At 54.7% G+C, this 17,653-nt stretch carries 14 protein-coding genes; 13 read left to right on the forward strand and 1 reads right to left on the reverse strand.

Annotated elements, in window-relative coordinates:
- Positions 1-160: 160 nt before the first annotated feature.
- The 7 genes from FEZ62_RS03010 (at position 161) to FEZ62_RS03040 (ending at position 6,542) form a co-directional block, all read left to right on the forward strand.
- Entirely contained in the window at positions 161-1,141 is a 981-nt protein-coding gene (locus FEZ62_RS03010; protein WP_172926773.1) for a quinone oxidoreductase, read from the forward strand.
- Positions 1,142-1,155: 14 nt separating this feature from the next.
- Positions 1,156-2,004: a TauD/TfdA family dioxygenase gene (locus FEZ62_RS03015; protein ID WP_090510804.1), complete on the forward strand. Its 849-nt coding sequence runs from the start codon at positions 1,156-1,158 to the stop codon at positions 2,002-2,004.
- A gap of 77 nt (positions 2,005-2,081) precedes the next feature.
- Complete coding sequence (locus FEZ62_RS03020) at positions 2,082-3,134, forward strand: 3-keto-5-aminohexanoate cleavage protein (protein ID WP_090510801.1); 1,053 nt, start codon at positions 2,082-2,084, stop codon at positions 3,132-3,134.
- An 87-nt stretch (positions 3,135-3,221) separates the two neighbouring features.
- Entirely contained in the window at positions 3,222-4,553 is a 1,332-nt protein-coding gene (locus FEZ62_RS03025) for an MFS transporter (protein ID WP_172926774.1), read from the forward strand.
- Entirely contained in the window at positions 4,550-5,212 is a 663-nt protein-coding gene (locus FEZ62_RS03030; protein WP_172926775.1) for a DsbA family protein, read from the forward strand. Before FEZ62_RS03025 ends, FEZ62_RS03030 begins: the two co-directional genes overlap by 4 nt.
- Complete coding sequence (locus tag FEZ62_RS03035; protein ID WP_172926776.1) at positions 5,209-5,535, forward strand: Rieske 2Fe-2S domain-containing protein; 327 nt, start codon at positions 5,209-5,211, stop codon at positions 5,533-5,535. The genes FEZ62_RS03030 and FEZ62_RS03035 overlap by 4 nt, the downstream gene beginning before the upstream one ends.
- Entirely contained in the window at positions 5,532-6,542 is a 1,011-nt protein-coding gene (locus tag FEZ62_RS03040) for a putative sulfate exporter family transporter (RefSeq protein ID WP_172926777.1), read from the forward strand. Before FEZ62_RS03035 ends, FEZ62_RS03040 begins: the two co-directional genes overlap by 4 nt.
- A gap of 106 nt (positions 6,543-6,648) precedes the next feature.
- Here the strand turns inward: FEZ62_RS03040 and FEZ62_RS03045 are convergent, their stop codons facing one another.
- On the reverse strand, positions 6,649-7,668 hold the full coding sequence (locus FEZ62_RS03045; RefSeq protein WP_172926778.1) for an AraC family transcriptional regulator: 1,020 nt from the start codon (positions 7,666-7,668) through the stop codon (positions 6,649-6,651).
- A 247-nt stretch (positions 7,669-7,915) separates the two neighbouring features.
- On the opposite strand from FEZ62_RS03045, the gene FEZ62_RS03050 reads away from it, so the two are divergent.
- The 6 genes from FEZ62_RS03050 (at position 7,916) to FEZ62_RS03075 (ending at position 17,557) form a co-directional block, all read left to right on the forward strand.
- Positions 7,916-8,470, forward strand: a complete 555-nt coding sequence (locus tag FEZ62_RS03050) for an alpha/beta fold hydrolase (protein WP_172926779.1) — start codon at positions 7,916-7,918, stop codon at positions 8,468-8,470.
- Between the two features lie 147 nt (positions 8,471-8,617).
- Positions 8,618-10,450, forward strand: a complete 1,833-nt coding sequence (locus tag FEZ62_RS03055; protein ID WP_345940423.1) for a DUF1302 domain-containing protein — start codon at positions 8,618-8,620, stop codon at positions 10,448-10,450.
- Positions 10,451-10,489: 39 nt separating this feature from the next.
- Positions 10,490-11,848, forward strand: a complete 1,359-nt coding sequence (locus FEZ62_RS03060) for a DUF1329 domain-containing protein (RefSeq protein WP_150548825.1) — start codon at positions 10,490-10,492, stop codon at positions 11,846-11,848.
- Positions 11,849-11,993: 145 nt separating this feature from the next.
- Positions 11,994-13,067 carry a YCF48-related protein gene (locus FEZ62_RS03065; protein WP_172926780.1) on the forward strand — a complete coding sequence of 358 codons (1,074 nt, stop codon included), beginning with the start codon at positions 11,994-11,996 and terminating at the stop codon, positions 13,065-13,067.
- Between the two features lie 32 nt (positions 13,068-13,099).
- The gene (locus FEZ62_RS03070) at positions 13,100-15,631 is read left to right on the forward strand and encodes an MMPL family transporter (protein WP_172927063.1); all 2,532 of its coding nucleotides are present in this window, start codon (positions 13,100-13,102) and stop codon (positions 15,629-15,631) included.
- A gap of 393 nt (positions 15,632-16,024) precedes the next feature.
- A complete protein-coding gene (locus FEZ62_RS03075; RefSeq protein WP_172926781.1) occupies positions 16,025-17,557 on the forward strand; it encodes a phospholipase D family protein in 1,533 nt (510 codons plus the stop codon).
- Positions 17,558-17,653: the final 96 nt, after the last annotated feature.

A 17,653-nucleotide genomic window follows, 5' to 3' on the forward strand; every position in this document is an offset into this window, starting at 1 on the left:
CTTGGGGCGTGATGCAGAGGCGGCGGTAACTCTGAACGGGTTTGTCATTAAATGAAAAGTCATTGTCGTTCGATGAGAAGCGGATGAAGCGTCTGGGTATTACATTTCAGTCAACGTATACGCCATAGGGCGTCCCGAGCGCAGATTGGAGATCAAGTAAATGCCAAAAGCCGTCCGCTTCTATAAAACCGGTGGTCCTGAGGTTATGCAGTACGAGGACGTGGAGGTTGGCGATCCCGGCCCGGGTGAAGTACGACTCCGTCAGGTTGCTGTGGGGCTTAACTATGCCGATACCTACTTTCGCAACGGCACGTACCCAATTCCAATGCCAAACGGCATGGGCGTTGAGGCCGCTGGTGTCGTAGAGGCCGTGGGTGAGGGCGTGAGCAATGTTTGTGTCGGGGACCGTGTCACTTACACCGGGTTCCTCAATACGCTCGGCGCCTATTGCACTGAGCGTCTGATCCCGGCTGCGCCGTTGATCAAACTTCCAGAGAGCATTTCATTCGAGACCGCAGCGGCGATGACCATGCGCGGCCTGACCTCCGCGTATCTGCTGCGGCGCATCCATGACTTCAAACCCGGTGACAGCATTTTATTGCACGCGGCTGCCGGCGGCGTTGGTCTGATTGTTTCGCAGTGGGCCAAGTTATTGGGTTTGCGCGTGATTGGCACCGTATCCAGTGACGCCAAGGGTGACATTGCCCGCGCACATGGCTGTGATCATGTGATCAATTACAGCCATGAAGATGTGGCCAAACGCACGCGGGAGTTGACCGACGGGGTAGGTGTAAACGTCGTCTTCGACAGCGTAGGCAAGAGCACATTCATGGGTTCACTCGACTCGTTGAAGCGTCGCGGTCTTATGGTTTATGTGGGCACGGCTTCAGGGCCAATTCCAGCATTCGACCCGGTACAGCTTGCAATGAAAGGCTCGCTCTATCTGACTCGCCCAGCACTGGCTGATTACATCGCCGATCCGGCGGAAAAGGCTGATCTGGCCGGCGAGCTGTTTGACTTGGTCGGCAGCGGCAAAATCAAAATCGAGATTAACCAGCACTACGGTTTGCAGGACGCCGTGCAGGCGCATCGTGACCTGGAGTCACGCAAGACCACAGGCTCTTCGATTTTCATCATTTAAGGAGATCATTAGTCATGCAAGTTGAACAACTGACCTGCAACATTGGAGCAGAGTTGCTGGGCGTTAATCTTGCCGATGCAATTCATGATGCTGGCCTGTTCGCTGAGATCCGCGCCCAATTGCTTAAGCATCGCGTGCTGTTTCTGCGAGATCAAGATATTAGCCGTGCTGAGCATGTAGCTTTTGCCCGCTTGTTTGGCGAATTGGAAGATCATCCCGTTGTCGGCAGCCATCCGGATCATCCCGGGCTGGTTCAGGTTTACAAGAGCCCGGAGAGCCCGATAGACCGCTACGAAAACTCATGGCATACCGATGCAACCTGGCGCGATGCACCTCCCATGGGCTGTGTGCTGCGCTGCGTTGAATGCCCGCCGGTAGGCGGTGACACGATGTGGGCCAACATGGTGGTGGCTTATGAGCGACTGCCGGCAGACGTGAAAGAAAAAATCGAAGGCCTGCGCGCGCGTCATAGCATTGAAGCGAGCTTTGGCGCGGCGATGCCAATCGAGAAACGTCTGGCGCTGAAAGCACAATATCCGGACGCAGAGCATCCCGTGGTGCGTACTCACCCTGAAACCGGTGAGAAGGTGTTGTTTGTTAACAGCTTCACCACTCATTTCACGAACTTCCACACGCCTGAGCGGATTCGGTTTGGCCAGGACTTCAGCCATGGCGCGTCTGAGTTGCTGCGCTATTTGGTCAGCCAGGCCTGTATTCCCGAGTATCAGGTGCGCTGGCGCTGGCGGCCCAACAGCATCGCTATCTGGGATAACCGCAGCACTCAGCATTACGCCGTAATGGATTACCCCGCCTGCCATCGCAAGATGGAGCGCGCTGGTGTGATTGGCGAAAAGACCTACTGAGCAGTCTGGCGGAAATTATCAAGCGCACAATCGCGCGCATTAAAGCCGTTTGGCAAAAATAAAAAAAGGAGACGAACATGCAGTTTTTCGATGATTCCCTGCACCCGGAAAATATGGAAAAGGTCGTGATTACCGTCGCACCTTACGGCCCGGAGTGGATGCCAGAAGACTTCCCGGAAGACATTCCGGTAACCATGGATGAGCAGGTACAGAAGGCGGTTGACTGCTATGAAGCGGGCGCTACTGTTCTGCACTTGCATGTGCGTGAGTTGGACGGCAAGGGGTCCAAGCGACTGTCTAAATTCAATGAATTGATTGCTGGGGTACGTGAGGCCGTACCCGACATGATTATTCAGGTGGGCGGTTCGATCTCCTTCGCGCCAGAGAGCGACGGTGAGGCTGCCTTGTGGCTGTCTGACGATACCCGGCACATGCTGGCGGAATTGTCACCCAAGCCGGATCAAGTCACCGTAGCGATCAACACCACGCAAATGAACATCATGGAGTTGCTCTATCCGGAGTATCTGGAAGGTACTTCCCTGGCAAACCCTGCCTATCAGGCTGCTTACAGTGAAATGACGGTTCCTGCTGGCCCTGCCTGGGTCGCCGAGCACCTCAAGCGCTTACAAGCCAGCAACATCCAGCCGCACTTTCAGCTGACGGGCATCCATGCCTTCGAAACCCTTGAGCGACTGGTGCGCAAAGGCATTTACATGGGGCCATTGAACCTGACGTGGATTGGCATTGGTGGTGGCTTTGACGGCCCGAACCCATTTAACTTCTTCAACTTCATTCACCGCGTACCGGATGGCTGCACCTTGACCTCCGAGTCGTTGCTGAAAAACATGTTGCCCCTCAATACCATGGCTCTGGCCATGGGCCTGCACCCTCGGGTCGGCACTGAAGACACCATTATCGATCAGCACGGCAAGCGCTTCACTTCCGTGCAGCAGATCCAGCAAACGGTACGCATCGCTCATGAGTTGGGCCGTGAGGTTGCCAACGGTAAAGAAGCCCGTGAGATTTATCGCATTGGTGTGCAGTACTCAAGCATTGAGCAAACGCTGTTAGCCAACGGGATGGCTCCAAATCGCAAGCAAGGCCAGAAAGGCGTCCCGCAACGCGGCTGATGCTTAGCGCAGCAGGGGGCAGGCTCCTGCTGCGTGTTAAAAATATTCAAAACAATAAAAACGGGTGCAACACACCCAGGAGGCATCATGGCCTTTCACCACAGCGCTGTGGACGATGAAGAGGATACGTCTATTGGTATCCCGCGTCGGTACGCGTGGATCGTTTTCGCTTTGACCTTTGGCTTGTTGATTTCAGATTACATGTCGCGGCAGGTGCTTAATGCCGTGTTCCCGGTGCTTAAGAGTGAGTGGCTGCTGAGTGACAGTCAGCTCGGATTACTCAGCGGCATTGTTGCCTTGATGGTCGGGTTGCTGACCTTTCCATTGTCGCTGTTAGCCGACCGTTTCGGTCGCGTCAGAAGCCTTGCGTTGATGGCGTTGCTGTGGAGCCTCGCAACGTTGGGATGCGCGCTGGCGCAGAACTACCAACACATGTTGATAGCGCGCTTTATGGTGGGGCTTGGCGAGGCCGCCTATGGCAGCGTGGGTATTGCCGTAGTGATGTCGGTTTTTCCTAAAAGTATGCGCGCAACCCTTGCCAGCGCCTTTATGGCGGGCGGCTTGTTCGGTTCGGTTTTAGGCATGGCTCTCGGCGGGGCTATTGCGGTGAAGTTGGGCTGGCGTTGGTCATTCGCGAGCATGGCGTTGTTTGGATTGGTGCTGGCGGTGCTGTATCCGATCATCGTCAGAGAATCGCGTATCGCCCCCAAGCGTCTTGGCGCTATCAGCCAAAAGAGCAAAGCGGCAATCAGTCGTCCATTGCGCACGCTGTACTGCACGCGCTCAGTTATAGGCGCCTATGTGGGCAGTGGTCTGCAGCTATTTGTGGTGGGCACGGTGCTTGTGTGGCTGCCGAGTTATTTCAATCGTTACTACGCGATGGACGAGGGCAAGGCTGGCGGGCTCGCCGCTTTGATTGTGCTGTGCTGCGGGGCTGGCACAGTGTGTTGCGGCATGCTCAGTGATCGGCTGTGTCGCCATTCGCAGATCCGTAAAGTTGACCTTTCGATTGCCTACTGCCTGGGCAGTTGCCTGCTGCTTTCGCTGGCGTTCGCGCTTACGGCGGGGCCATTGCAGGTGATCCTGATTGCTCTGGGAATGCTAATCGCCGCAGGCACCAACGGCACAACAGGCGCGATGGTGGCGAATTTGACCCACTACAAAGTGCACGGCACGGCGTTTGCTACGTTGACCCTGGTTAATAACATGCTTGGGCTCGCGCCAGGGCCGTTCATCACCGGGCGCGTATCTGACCTCATCGGTCTGCACGAGGCATTTCAGTTAGTACCGCTGATAAGCATTGGCTCTGCGGCGGTGTTCATCTATATCAAGCGCCATTACAACGCCGACATCGCGCGCCCCAAAGGTGACGAGTCGTCTGAGGCGTGCCTTAAAAAGTCGGTTGGGGTGATGTCGTGACAGCTGTTTTACAGATTGATGCATTTTTCGATTTTGTGTGTCCGTGGTGTTTGATTGGCAAGCGTCAACTAGCGCGGGCATTGGCTCAGTTGGCTGCCAGCCGCCCTGATGTTGAGGTCGTATTGAGCTGGCACGGCGTGCAGTTGCTTCCCCATCTGCCCGAAAACGGCGTGCCCTTTGCCGCGTTTTATCTTCAGCGTCTTGGCAGTGCCGAAGCGGTCCGCATGCGCCAGGCAGAGGTTGAACAAAGCGCTGCAGCCGTCGATTTACAGATTGATTTGAGCCGCATTGAAAAAATGCCCAATACAGGCCTGGCGCATCGCCTATTTGAACGTGCTGCAAGTCTGGGGACTGTGGCGCAGCGTGACGCTTTATTGGAACGCCTGTTCGCTGCCTATTTTGTGCGGGGAGAGGATATCGGTGAGCGCACCACGCTGTTGGCAATCGCTGAGCAATGCGGCTTCTCGAAAGCAACTTTGGATGAATACATGGCGGGTAGCTCGCAACCGATGGAGGCGAATAACAGGGGCAGCAGTGGTGTGCCTCACTTTGTCTTCAATCATCAGTATTTAGTGAGCGGTGCTCAGTCTGCAAGCGTGTTGTTGCAGGCGATGCATGAAGCGCTTGATCACGTTTCGGTCGGGGGGCAGCAGGCGTGAGTCAGCGTATTGCAGTGCCGAAAGACAAAGTTCCAGCGCTTGGAATGCGCACGTTGTTGAGATCAGCAGATAAAAGCCTGGCTGTATTCAATATTGATGGGCAGCTTTATGCAATCGATGACAGTTGCCCGCATCAGGGCGCTTCATTGTGTGGCGGGCGCCTGGAAGGCCGGGTGATTCAGTGCTGCGCACATGGTTTACGCTTCGATGTTGCGAGTGGCTACTTAGTCAACTCGACCAGCTTCAAAGTGGCCAACTACCCGGTCGAAATAGAAGACGACCATGTGTTCATCATCGTTGATGCTGAGGAATGTGCGGTATGAGTACCTTCGCTTTGGTCTCTGTGCATTCTCGCGCTCGCGAACTGCTGCCCGGCTTTATTGTCAGCCTGATTGTCGCCGCCGCTGCCAGCTTTCTCTCGGAGCACTACGACGCCCCCGTGATGTTGTTTGCTTTGTTACTCGGCATGGCTCTTAATTTTCTTGCAGCTGATAGCAGCTGCAAGTTGGGCATCGAGTTCACCGCGCGCACCGTGTTGCGCATAGGTGTTGCTCTGCTGGGGATGCGCATTACCTTAGAGCAAATTGCCGCGCTCGGCTGGAAGCCGGTGGCGCTGGTGGTGACACTGGTTGTGGTGACAATTCTGGTGTCAGTGGTAGCCGCCAAACTCATGGGGTTTCAGCGTTTGTTCGGCATGCTCACCGGTGGTGCTACGGCGATTTGCGGGGCTTCTGCAGCTTTGGCGCTGGCGGCAGCATTGCCAAATCATCCGCAGAAGGAGCGTGCGACCTTATTCACGGTGATTGGTGTCTCAGCGCTCTCGACGCTGGCGATGATCATCTATCCGATGATTGCTAATGGGCTTGGGCTTTCGCCTGAACAGGCGGGCGTATTTTTGGGCGCCACCATTCATGATGTTGCTCAGGTCGTCGGCGCGGGTTACAGCATGTCGACCGAAACCGGTGATACCGCCACGGTCGTCAAGTTAATGCGCGTGGCCATGTTACTTCCCGTCATAGTCTGCGCCGCGATGATCACCCGCATGCAGGGGGCTGATCCTGCAGGCAAACGACCGCCACTATTGCCATGGTTTGCGGTGGGCTTCTTGATTCTTGCATGTGTAAACAGCACAGGATGGGTTGCCCCGGTGATTCAGGGTTTCACCAATGATCTGTCACGCTGGTGCTTGGTCGTCGCAATCAGCGCGCTGGGGATGAAGACTCAGCTCAAGGAACTGGCTGCAGTAGGTCTGAAACCCATTCTGCTGATGGTTGGAGAGACAGTATTTCTGGTAGCTCTGGTCTTACTGTTAATGCATTGGGGCCTGTAGAAATGTAGCGAGTTGAGTGGGGGCAAATTCAGTCGAATAACGCCCCCAGCGGTTTACGCTTTTTATGCACTCGGCGAGTACAAATCGCTGGAGGAAGGCTGGGTGTTTAGCCTTCCTTACGCGGTGCAATATTATGCGCTTTACGCCAAGAGGCTGGAGGCATGCCAAATTGGGAAATAAACCAGCGCGTGAAGGAGCTGGGCATCGAGTAGCCCAGTATGTCGGTGATCTGCCCCAGTGAGTAATAAGGGTTTTCCAGGTAGCGAATCACCAGATCGCGGCGAACGCCATTAATCAAATCGCTGAAACTGGCGCCTTCTTCGTCCAGGCGCCGCTGCAAAGTGCGCACGTTCATGCCCTGGCTTTGAGCAATTTGCTCAATGGTCGCGCGCCCCATTGGCAGTAAAAGGTAAATGGATTTGCGCACGTCGAATGCCAGCGAGTGGTCGACCTTGCCTTGCAATGAGTCAAGGTAGCGTTGAGCGTGGCGGGCCATCGCTTCGTTGGCGAGAGGGTTGGTGGTGTCAAGATTGGCCGATGGGCAAACGATGCCATTAAACTCGCATCCGAATTCAATCTTGCAGCCGAAAATCCGCCGATGCACCGTGAGGTCGGCTGGTGCTTCATGGGTGAAACATACGTTCATCGGTTGCCAGTGAGCGCCCAGCAGCGCGGCGCAAAAACGATGCATGATGCCGATGGCAAGCTCAATCGCTTGGCGGTTGTCTGTACCGCTCTCAGTCACCAACTCCTCACGAATAATCACGGTTTTCCCGGTTTCTTCGATGAAGATCGCCAGTGAGTCATTGAGCAGATGACGGTACTGCACGATCACCTGCAGCGCATCGCGAAGATTTTTCTGGTGGCTGAGCAGCAGGCTCACTTCACCAAAGTCGGATAACTGACGAAGTTCGGCCATGCGCAGGCCGAAGGTTTCACAATTACTCAGCTTGGCTGACTGCTCCAGCAAGTCGATAGCTGCACTGACCGAGATTTGCTGTGTGGGGTCGCTGAGAATCGCAACGCTCAAGCCAGCGTCTGCCAGCAGTGTGTTTACGTTGAGTTGCAGGTGGCGGGCTACTTCCAAGTAGTTGGTGAGCACGGCAGAACGAGAGAGTGCGGTCATGGCTTACTACCTTCAATCAAGTGACATAGAAGGTCTCTGTGTCGTTTTTGTCCGCCATTTATAGAGAGTTTGTCGCTGGATGGAAAGTCAGAATGACTTAATCAATTCATCAGAGTGATGTGTCACCAAATGAAAAGCGCCTGACGCTAAATGTGAAGCGCCAGGGTTAGGCGAAATCTACTGTCTGCTTACAGGGTTCGAGATATCAGCGGACCGATCGGTGACGTATCCAAAGGCGGATGTGGCGATGAGTGAAACCACTGTTTTGATTATTCCAGGCTTGCGTGATGAGGTGCCGGATCACTGGCAAACCTTGCTGGCGAAAAAGCTTGAACGGGTTCGCTCAGTGCCTCCATTGGAAGATAACAAGCTCAGCCTCGTCGCACGATTGGAGGCTATTCAACGCGAGCTGGATCAGATTGACGGGCCGGTGATTATCGTGGCTCACAGCGCGGGTGTGCTGATGACTGTGCATTGGGCTGCGCTCAATCAACGTCCGATCAAGGGTGCTCTGCTGGTTGCGCCACCTGATCTTGAGGCCGAATGGCCGCCAGGCTATCCAACCGCGCAAACCCTCAAAGCCAACGGATGGATTCCATTACCGCGAGAGCCTCTGCCATTCCCATCCATTTTAGCGGTCAGCAGTAACGACCCACTCTGCAGCCTGCAAGCCGCTAGCCAAATGGCTGAAGACTGGGGCAGCAAACGGGTAGACCTCGGTGCAGTTGGCCATCTCAATCCAGCCGCCGGTTTTGGCGAGTGGCCTGAGGCTAATGCGTTGATCAATCAGTTGGACGGCTAAGCCTCAGTAGCACAAACACCGCTTTAGAGCTCGCATCGCCCGAATGCCGGGTGCTGGCGTTGTTCGCACAAAAAACAACAAAAACAAAAAAACGGAGACAACATCGTGAAACATACAGCCGCTAATAAATACCTTCGGCAGAGTCTCTTGGCTACGTCCGTGATGCTCGCCGCCTTACCCGCTGCTCACGCTTTTGAAGTCGAAAATAGCAGCGATGACTGGACTATACGATTCGATAACACCCTCAAAGCCAGTTATGGCCAGCGGGTTGAGGGTGAGAACGCGAAGATCGCCAACACCGCCAATCTCAACGACGGTGACAAGAACTTTAGCGTCGGCAGTGCTGTGACCGAACGGCTCGATTTACTGACTGAGCTGGATGTGGTCTTCAAGCGCAGAATGGGCTTTCGGGTCAGCGCCGCCAGTTGGTATGACCATGCCTATGATAGCGTCGGCTCAAACTCCAACCCGTTCCCTGGCCATAGAGATAATGCCGGGAATCTGGTTGCCGCCCGGCCTGTTGGTGGTGTTATTCAAGCCGGTGACTCGCTCAATGGCCATGGATCACGCAAGCATGGCCTGAGTCGCTATACCGACCGTTACTACAATGGGCCCTCAGGTGAAATCCTCGATGCCTTTGTGTTTTACAGCACAGAGATTGGTGATGAATCGTTGCTGAGCGCAAAGCTTGGCAAGCACAACATCTACTGGGGAGAGACCTTATTCAACGCCGCTAATGGGATTAACTACGGTCAGTCCGCTCTGGACTTGGCCAAGCTGTATAACGTGCCGGGCATTGAAACCAAAGAGTTGTTTCTACCGCGCAATCAGCTATCGATGTCATTCACGGTCAACCCGGAACTTACCTTAGGCGCGCAATACTTCCTGGAATTTCAGAACTCCAGATTGCCCGAAGGAGGCACCTACATGGGTGCTTACGACATGCTCGATGAAGGCGCTGATGTGTTCTGGCTGCCGGTCCCGGCGTTATTGGGCGGGGCAGGTGCCTTCTACGGTGCGCCGCGAGGCCACGACGTTAAACCGCACAACTCGGGCGATTTCGGCTTAATGGCCAAGTGGAGCCCGGACTGGCTGAACGGAACCTTAGGCTTTTACTACCGCAATACGTCGGACACTTTACCGGCGGTGCTGATCAATGCCCCGAACTTGCACAAGCCGGGAGTTGCGGGCTTTGAAGGTGTTGAGTATCTCACCGCATACGCCGATGACATCGACATCTATGGCCTGAGTCTTTCGAAAAGCGTGGGGCCAGTCAGCGTCGGCCTCGACCTGAACTACCGTGAAAACATGCCGTTGGTGAGTAACTTCAGCACCATTAATGGTTCGCTCAATGCAGCAGCAGAAGCAGGGCTGATTAACGGCGCCAACCTTATTGGGGCAGTTCCGGACAATGGTGAAACGGGGCTGGCGCGCGGCAAGACTTTCCATGTAGTGCTTAACGGTTTGGCGACATTTGGTGATACCCCGTTGTGGGATGCTTCATCGCTCGCTGTAGAAGGCGCAATGACTCACTTAGTCAGCGTGGATAAAGGCCAGCAGACCTTCAAAGGCGACTCCAGTTATCAGGGCGTCGACAAGGTTGATACCAACGCATACACCATCGCAGCCAACTTTACCCCGACTTGGTATCAGGTATTCCCGGGTGTCGATATGTCCATGCCCATGGCCTACAACGTGGGGCTCAAAGGCAACTCTGCCATTCAACTGGGCGGCAACGAAGATGCCGGCAGTTATTCCGTCGGCGTCTCGGCGGACGTCTACCAGAAGTACCGGTTTGACCTGAAGTATGTGGATGCTTTCGGCCCATTCGATACCTGTGAAACCGGCTTCGATAACAACACGCCTGGCGCTAATGGCCAATACCAGTGCATTCCCGGACAGATTACTTCGCAGGCAGGTTTGGTCCCCTTGCTGAAGGACCGGGGAATGGTCACGGCTTCGTTCAAAACCACCTTCTGATTGACGCTCAGATTACAAAAATAACCGGAGAGAACTCAGATGAAATGTCTTAAAAACCTGCTGGCTGCTGCGGTGGCGGCATTAATGACTACTCAAGTTCAGGCGGCTGTATCCGCCGAGGACGCAGCGAAGCTGGGCACCAGCCTTACCGGGATCGGCGCTGAAATGGCGGGCAATGCTGATGGCTCCATACCCGCCTATACCGGGGGTATGACGACCCCGCCTGCCAGTTTTAAAGCGGGTGACACCATGCGCCCGGACCCTTTTGTCGACGAGAAACCACTCTTGGTGATCGACAGTAAAAATGTTGATCAATATGCAAGTTTGCTGACGGCAACCACGGTGGAGTTGGCTAAGCGATTCCCGACTTTCCGCGTCAATGTATACCCGAGCCACCGCACCGTGGCCTTGCCTGAAAAGGTGGTGGATAACACCCTGAAAAACGCCACTGGTGCAAAGTCATTAGAGGGTGGGCTGTCGATTGATAATGTGCTGCCGGGCGTGCCGTTTCCGATCCCGAGTTCAGGCAGCGAAGCCATGTGGAATCACTTACTGCGCTACCTGGGCGTCAGTCTCTCCACCAAGTACGACTCATGGAATGTGGACTCGGCCGGTGTTGCAACGCTTGCCACAACCGGGCGTTCATACATGAGCTATCCCATCTATGAAGACATGGATAAACCGATCCGTGGCGATGATATTTTTTATCAGATGAAGCTGTATTACACCGGCCCAGCGCGCCGAGCCGGTGAGGCAATCATGCTCAAGGACTCTGCCAACCCGTTAGCGCAACCGCGCAAAGCCTGGCAGTACTTGCCCGGTCAGCGTCGGGTAAAGCTGGCACCAAATCTTGCTTACGACACGCCTAATCCGGGTACTGCCGGCGCAGGAACTTACGATGACGTATTTGTGTTCAATGGCGCGCTTGATCGCTTTGACTGGAAGCTGATCGGCAAGCAGGAAATGATCGTGCCTTACAACACCTATAAGTTGACTTACGCTCAGGACGCCAAGCAGCTGACAACGCCTAATCATCTCGCACCGGATTATGTGCGCTGGGAGAAGCACCGCGTCTGGGTTGTGGAAGGGACCGTTAAAGAGGGCGCCCGACACATCTACCATAAGCGCCGCTTCTACATAGATGAAGACAGCTGGATCGCACTGGCCTCTGATCAGTACGACTCAAGCGGCAAACTCTATCGCGGCTCGTTTGCCTTTCTGACTCAGAGTTATGACAAGCAAGCCCCTGATACTTCACCGTTCGTTATTTATGACCTGGTCGGTGGGTCATACAACATCAACGGCGTGGTTGGGCCATACGGCGGCATCAAGTACGGCGAGCCTTTGTCGAAAGTGCAGTGGGCACCTGATGCATTGGCGGGCGCGGGCATTCGCTAAGCAATAGCCACTCAAGGCCGGGGCACCGCCCCGGCAACATGACGGGTCGATGGGCGCAATAACGGTCGCTCATCGTGGCGAAGCGATTTCGATGCTGGTGTGTGCGTTGAGTGCATTTCGGCGTCGCTCCCTCAAAGGGTGCTGTATGGATTCCTTGAAAAACACTCTGCTGGCAATTCTGTGCACAGCGTGCGGATTAGTGCCGTGCGCCGCTCAGGCGAGCAGCTATGTCGATGTGCTGGACATGCCTGCCAAACCAACGGCTCTGGCTACGCGCAGCCCTTTGCTCGGTGTGACACGGGCTGGGGAACGCATGGTGGCGGTGGGGCAGCGCGGGCACATTCTTTATTCAGATGATGCAGGCAAGCACTGGGTGCAGGCACAGGTTCCTGTCAGTAGTGATCTGAACGCCGTAGATTTTCCAACCCCTCAACAGGGCTGGGCCGTCGGTAACGATGGTGTTGTCTTGCACAGCAGTGACGCAGGAGCGACCTGGAGCAAACAGCTGGATGGACGGCAAATCGGCGACTTGGTAGTCAAATATTATTCAGCGTTAGCCCAGGCGCAGCCGGACAACGAAAGCTGGCCAGGCTTTGTCAGTGAGGGTGAGCGTTTGGTTGAGGAGGGCGCCGACAAGCCGTTTCTCGATGTTTGGTTCGCTGACGACAAACTTGGGTATGCAGTTGGTGTGTTCAACCTGATATTGCGCACCGAAGATGGTGGCCAAAACTGGACGCCGTTTCAGGACCGTACTGATAACCCGCAAGGGTTTCACCTTAACGCTATCGCCTCCACTGGCGATGCGCTGTATATCGCTGGCGAGCAGGGCTTACTACTCAAATGGGATGCTGCCTTGCAGCGTTTCAACGCCTTGCAGACGCCGTATCAAGGCAGTTTTTTCGGTGTGATTGGCAAGCCTGGCGACGTCATGGCTTTCGGCCTGCGTGGCAACGTAGTGCGCAGTACTGATGGTGGCCAGCAGTGGCGCGATGTGCCGAGTAACACGCAGGTCAGTATCACGGCCGTCGTTATCAATGCGCAGGGCCAGTATGAATTTTTCTCGCAGGCCGGTGATGCGCTGATTGATCAAGCCGGCGCTGCAAATCTACAGCCGCTCGCCGAGCAGCCCCTGTCCCCGGTAGCTGGCGCTGCAATTGCGCCTGATGGATCGCTAGTGGTGGTGGGCAACCGTGGCGCACAGACTCTGCCTGCGCAATAAGATCTCGAATAATAAGAGTGAGTACCCCAGACATGGGCAATATCAAGCAAGACCTCATGCCGGTGATTCGTGATTTAAGCGATTTCGATCAGCACTCCGGAAACAGGCTGGAACGATGGGTATTCAACTATCGGCCGCTGTTCATGCTGCTCATGACCTTGGTCACGTTGGTGCTCGGGTACATGGCGGTCACGCGTCTTGAGATTCGTCCCAGTTTCGAAAAGATGATTCCTCAAAGCCAGCCGTACATTCAAAACTTCTTGAATAACCGTCAGTCACTGCGCGGGCTGGGTAACTCGGTACGGGTGGTAGTCGAGAATACCCAGGGCGATATCTTTGACCCTGAGTATCTTGAAGTCCTCAAGCAGGTTAACGATCAGTTGTTTCTCACTGATGGAGTCGACCGCGCGTGGATGAAGTCGTTGTGGAGCCCCGGAGTTCGCTGGACTGAAGTAACAGAGGAAGGTTTTCAGGGCGGGCCGGTGATGCCCGACACCTATAAAGGAACCCCCGAGGACCTGGAGCAACTGCGGCGTAATATTAGCCGTGCCGGAATCGTTGGTAGTTTGGTGGCGAGTGACTTCAAATCCAGCATGCTGATTGTGCCATTGCTGGATAAAGCTTCGGCGACAGGGCAGGCCATCGATTACCAGCAGTTCTCGCGCATGCTGGAGGAGCAGTTGCGCAAAAAAATTGAGTTTGCTGGCGACACCACCGCGCATCAATCCGGTGCGGAGGGCAATGGCCCGTATAAAATTCGAGTCATTGGCTTTGCCAAGCTGATGGCTGATCTGATTGATGGCTTAGTTCAGGTCATGATGTTTTTCGGCTTGGCAGTGTTCACCTCGCTACTCATCATCTACCTCTACACGCGCTGTTGGCGCAGCACTTTTTTGGTTGTGGGCTGCTCGCTAATCGCTGTGATCTGGCAGTTGGGCATCGTCGCCTGGCTGGGCTATGCCATTGATCCCTATTCTGTGCTCGTGCCCTTCCTCATATTCGCCATTGGCGTGTCCCATTCTGCGCAAAAAATGAATGGCATCATGCAGGACATTGCGCGAGGCACGCACAAATGGATCGCTGCACGCTACACATTTAGGCGTCTGTTTATTGCGGGCGTTACTGCATTACTCGCCGATGCAGTGGGCTTCGCGGTGTTGATGCTGATTGATATTCCGGTGATTCAGGATCTCGCCATCACCGCCAGCATCGGTGTTGCCGTGTTGATTTTCACCTCCTTGTTACTCATGCCTGTGGCGTTGTCTTACGTAGGCGTCGGCAGCAAGGCGGCTGAGCGTGCTTTGAAAATCGATATGCAGTCAGCAGGGGATCACGGTTTTGGCAGGCTGTGGAGTTTGCTCGATCGCTTCACCACACGTAAGTGGGCGACAGGGGCTGTACTCGTCGCAACCCTATTGGGCGCAGGCGGTTATGTAATCAGCCTGCAATTGCAAATCGGTGATCTCGACAGCGGAGCGCCAGAGTTACGCGCGGACTCGCGCTACAACCGGGATAACGCCTACATCACCAGCCACTATGCCCTTTCCAGTGACTTATTCGCGGTGATGGTCAAAACTCCGCCGGAAGGCTGTTTGAACTATCAGACACTGGTACTTGCTGATCGCCTGGCTTGGGAGTTACAGCAGTACCCCGGTGTTCAGGCAACTTCATCGCTGGTTAATGCGGTGCGTCAAATTACGGCGGGTACGTACGAGGGCAACCCCAAACTCAATAGCATTCAACGTAATCAGAACGTGCTCAATTACGCAGCGCAGCAAGCCTCGGTCAACTCGCCCGAGTTGTTCAATACAGACTGCTCGCTAATGCCCGTGATTGCCTATCTCAAAGATCACAAGGCCGAGACGTTGGACGCCGTGGTGGCCATCGCCAGTAAGTTTGCGCAGGAGAACAGCACGGAGGATCGTCAGTTCTTGTTGGCTGCTGGCAGCGCGGGTATCGAAGCCGCCACCAATATTGTGGTGCGCGAGGCCAACAGAAGCATGCTGTTGTATGTATACGCAGCCGTAACCATATTCTGCTTGATCACCTTCCGCAGTTGGCGCGCAACAGTTGTGGCTTTGCTGCCGCTGGTGCTGACCTCGATTCTGTGTGAAGCCTTGATGGTTGGCATGGGGATCGGCGTTAAAGTGGCGACTTTGCCCGTGATCGCACTGGGCGTTGGCATCGGAGTGGACTACGCGCTGTACCTGCTTAGCGTGCAGTTGAGTTTTCAACGACAGGGGCTATCGCTAGCGGATGCTTACCGTAAAGCGGTGTCGTTTACAGGGCGAGTGGTTGGCCTGGTCGGTATCACGCTGGCCGCTGGCGTGGTCTGTTGGGCTTGGTCACCGATTAAGTTTCAGGCGGACATGGGCATCCTTCTGACCTTTATGTTCCTGTGGAACATGCTCGGTGCACTGATCCTGATTCCCGCGTTGTCGCATTTTCTGTTGCGCGAGACCGGCAGTGTTTCTTGTCGAGAGTCGGAAGACGCGAAAGAGACGCAGAAGCCTGGAAAAGAGTGCGGCGGTTTCAATAAAAAACAGTTGCCACAAGCGATGTGATTTCTACGACACCTTCAGGTGTAGCAGCAGGAGTATTCTGCTCTCGCCAAGCCTGAAGGTGTTTTATACCTCATTGCTTTTCAGGGGCCTGTAACACGCTCATGCAGACGCAGAATCGCGTTTCAGGCTTTTGTTTATCTGGGCATGCAATGTGCCGCTGATGCCTTGAGCCTCATCGAAGTGACTAAGCAAGTCCGGCAACATTGTAATCGCTTAGATGAATCTGAAGCCTGATCTGGCTGCCGGCTTTTGCTTCGCGGATGCAACAGGCAATACCCGTCTAGAATTTCCCAGTAGTTACCAAACATTCGCCGCCAATTCTGGCAATCTGGCGCTTTACCCAAGGTCTTGTCGGGCGGGTTCTGGCTTGTGCAGGTTAGGCAAGGTTTAGCAATGAAGTGCATAGACAAGCTCATTGCGCTCATCATCGTAGTGCTCGTAAGTGCGTGCGCTCAGCTTCCGCAGTTGCCTGCTAATCGTCCCTTTGAGTCGGTTTCAGCCCCTGGCTCAACGACGAATCTTGATCAAGCACTTGAATCAGTAGAAAAGCAACATCTGCAAGCAAGTGGATTTCGGTTGGTGGCTGATGGATATGAAGCATTCGCCTTGCGCTCAGCTTCAGCGGCCATCGCTGAGCGCAGTATTGATGTGCAAACCTACATCTGGCATCCGGACAACACAGGGGCTTTCATCGTTAATGCCCTGCTGGCCGCTGCCGATCGCGGGGTAAAGGTGCGGATTTTGGTCGATGACATGGATGCGCGAGAAGAACACCTCAGCTTCTCGGCCATGGCTGCACATCCGAATATTTCCGTGCGCTTTTTCAATCCGTTCAGTGCTCGCTCTGGCACCTTCAGCAAATTTACCGAGATGGTTGCCAATTTCGAGCGGGTTAACCGGAGAATGCATAACAAGAGTTGGATCGTCGACAACCGCATTGCCTTTGTCGGGGGCAGAAATATTGGCGACGAGTACTTTGGCGCGAGTGATGAGGTGAATTTCGTTGACCTTGGATTGGTTATAGTCGGGCCGGTGGTGCGCGAAGCCTCCGATTCATTTGATCGCTATTGGAATTCATCCTTGAGTTATCCAGCCGGGTTGCTGGCTCCCGACCACGTCAATCACGAGTCCTTGTTAGCCTTGCGGCATACCTTAAGCGGCCTCAAACAGTCAGAAGAAGCCACGCAATTGGCTGATACGCTGCGACGTGACCCGCTGGTTGAGAAGATAAATTTGGGTAACTGGCGTCTGCACTGGACGGATCAGTTCAGGTTCCTCAGTGACGAGCCGCTCAAAGCCTTTGCTGCTGATGGGGTTTCAGATATATACGGCCAGATACTGGCTCAGGCCAAGGGCGCTAAAAAGGCACTATGGATTTTGTCTCCCTATTTTGTGCCAGGGCCCAATGGCACAAGAGTGTTTACTGAATTGGCCAGGCGAGGGGTGGATGTCAGGGTGATAACCAACTCGCTCGCTTCCAATGATGTTGTGGCCGCGCACAGTGGTTATGAGAAATACCGCAAGCGTTTGCTGGAAGCCGGGGTGAAAATTTGGGAGCTCAAACCGATATCGGCCAAGCGACCCCGGGCGAGTCTGTTTGGCTCGTCCGGCGCCAGCTTGCATGCCAAGGCGCTCGTGGTCGATGGCCAAAATGTATTCGTGGGCAGTTACAACCTCGACCCCAGATCCAATGAGCTCAATACCGAACAGGGAGTTCTTATGCGTCAGGGCACGGTGGCAGAGCAACTTGAAGCGTTGTTCCGCGTGCAATCAGATGCGCAGCACGCATGGCGCCTGGAGCTGCGAGACGATCAGCTTCACTGGACTGATGGCAACATCGGGCATGACAGCGAACCTGAGGCGGGAATCGGGCGCAGAGTGATGTCCACCATATTGGGTTGGCTACCCATGGAGCGTCAGTTGTAGAAGGTCATACATTCTCGCTAATTGCCCTCTGAATGGCGGGTGTTTTCAGTGCTGTTTGGCCTGCTAATGAACTGCTCACGCTGCCAGGGTTCATAA

The sequence above is a fragment of the Pseudomonas sp. MS19 genome (assembly GCF_013277615.1).
Lineage (GTDB): Bacteria > Pseudomonadota > Gammaproteobacteria > Pseudomonadales > Pseudomonadaceae > Aquipseudomonas > Aquipseudomonas marincola.

Excerpts from the sequence above, each read along its gene's own strand:
- FEZ62_RS03020 (WP_090510801.1), top strand. The coding sequence starts at position 2,082 with ATGCAGTTTTTCGATGATTCCCTGCACCCGGAAAATATGGAAAAGGTC.
- FEZ62_RS03010 (WP_172926773.1), top strand. The coding sequence starts at position 161 with ATGCCAAAAGCCGTCCGCTTCTATAAAACCGGTGGTCCTGAGGTTATG.
- FEZ62_RS03065 (WP_172926780.1), top strand. The coding sequence starts at position 11,994 with ATGGATTCCTTGAAAAACACTCTGCTGGCAATTCTGTGCACAGCGTGC.
- FEZ62_RS03045 (WP_172926778.1), bottom strand. The coding sequence starts at position 7,668 with ATGACCGCACTCTCTCGTTCTGCCGTGCTCACCAACTACTTGGAAGTA.
- FEZ62_RS03015 (WP_090510804.1), top strand. The coding sequence starts at position 1,156 with ATGCAAGTTGAACAACTGACCTGCAACATTGGAGCAGAGTTGCTGGGC.
- FEZ62_RS03060 (WP_150548825.1), top strand. The coding sequence starts at position 10,490 with ATGAAATGTCTTAAAAACCTGCTGGCTGCTGCGGTGGCGGCATTAATG.
- FEZ62_RS03070 (WP_172927063.1), top strand. The coding sequence starts at position 13,100 with ATGGGCAATATCAAGCAAGACCTCATGCCGGTGATTCGTGATTTAAGC.
- FEZ62_RS03040 (WP_172926777.1), top strand. The coding sequence starts at position 5,532 with ATGAGTACCTTCGCTTTGGTCTCTGTGCATTCTCGCGCTCGCGAACTG.
- FEZ62_RS03050 (WP_172926779.1), top strand. The coding sequence starts at position 7,916 with ATGAGTGAAACCACTGTTTTGATTATTCCAGGCTTGCGTGATGAGGTG.
- FEZ62_RS03025 (WP_172926774.1), top strand. The coding sequence starts at position 3,222 with ATGGCCTTTCACCACAGCGCTGTGGACGATGAAGAGGATACGTCTATT.
- FEZ62_RS03075 (WP_172926781.1), top strand. The coding sequence starts at position 16,025 with ATGAAGTGCATAGACAAGCTCATTGCGCTCATCATCGTAGTGCTCGTA.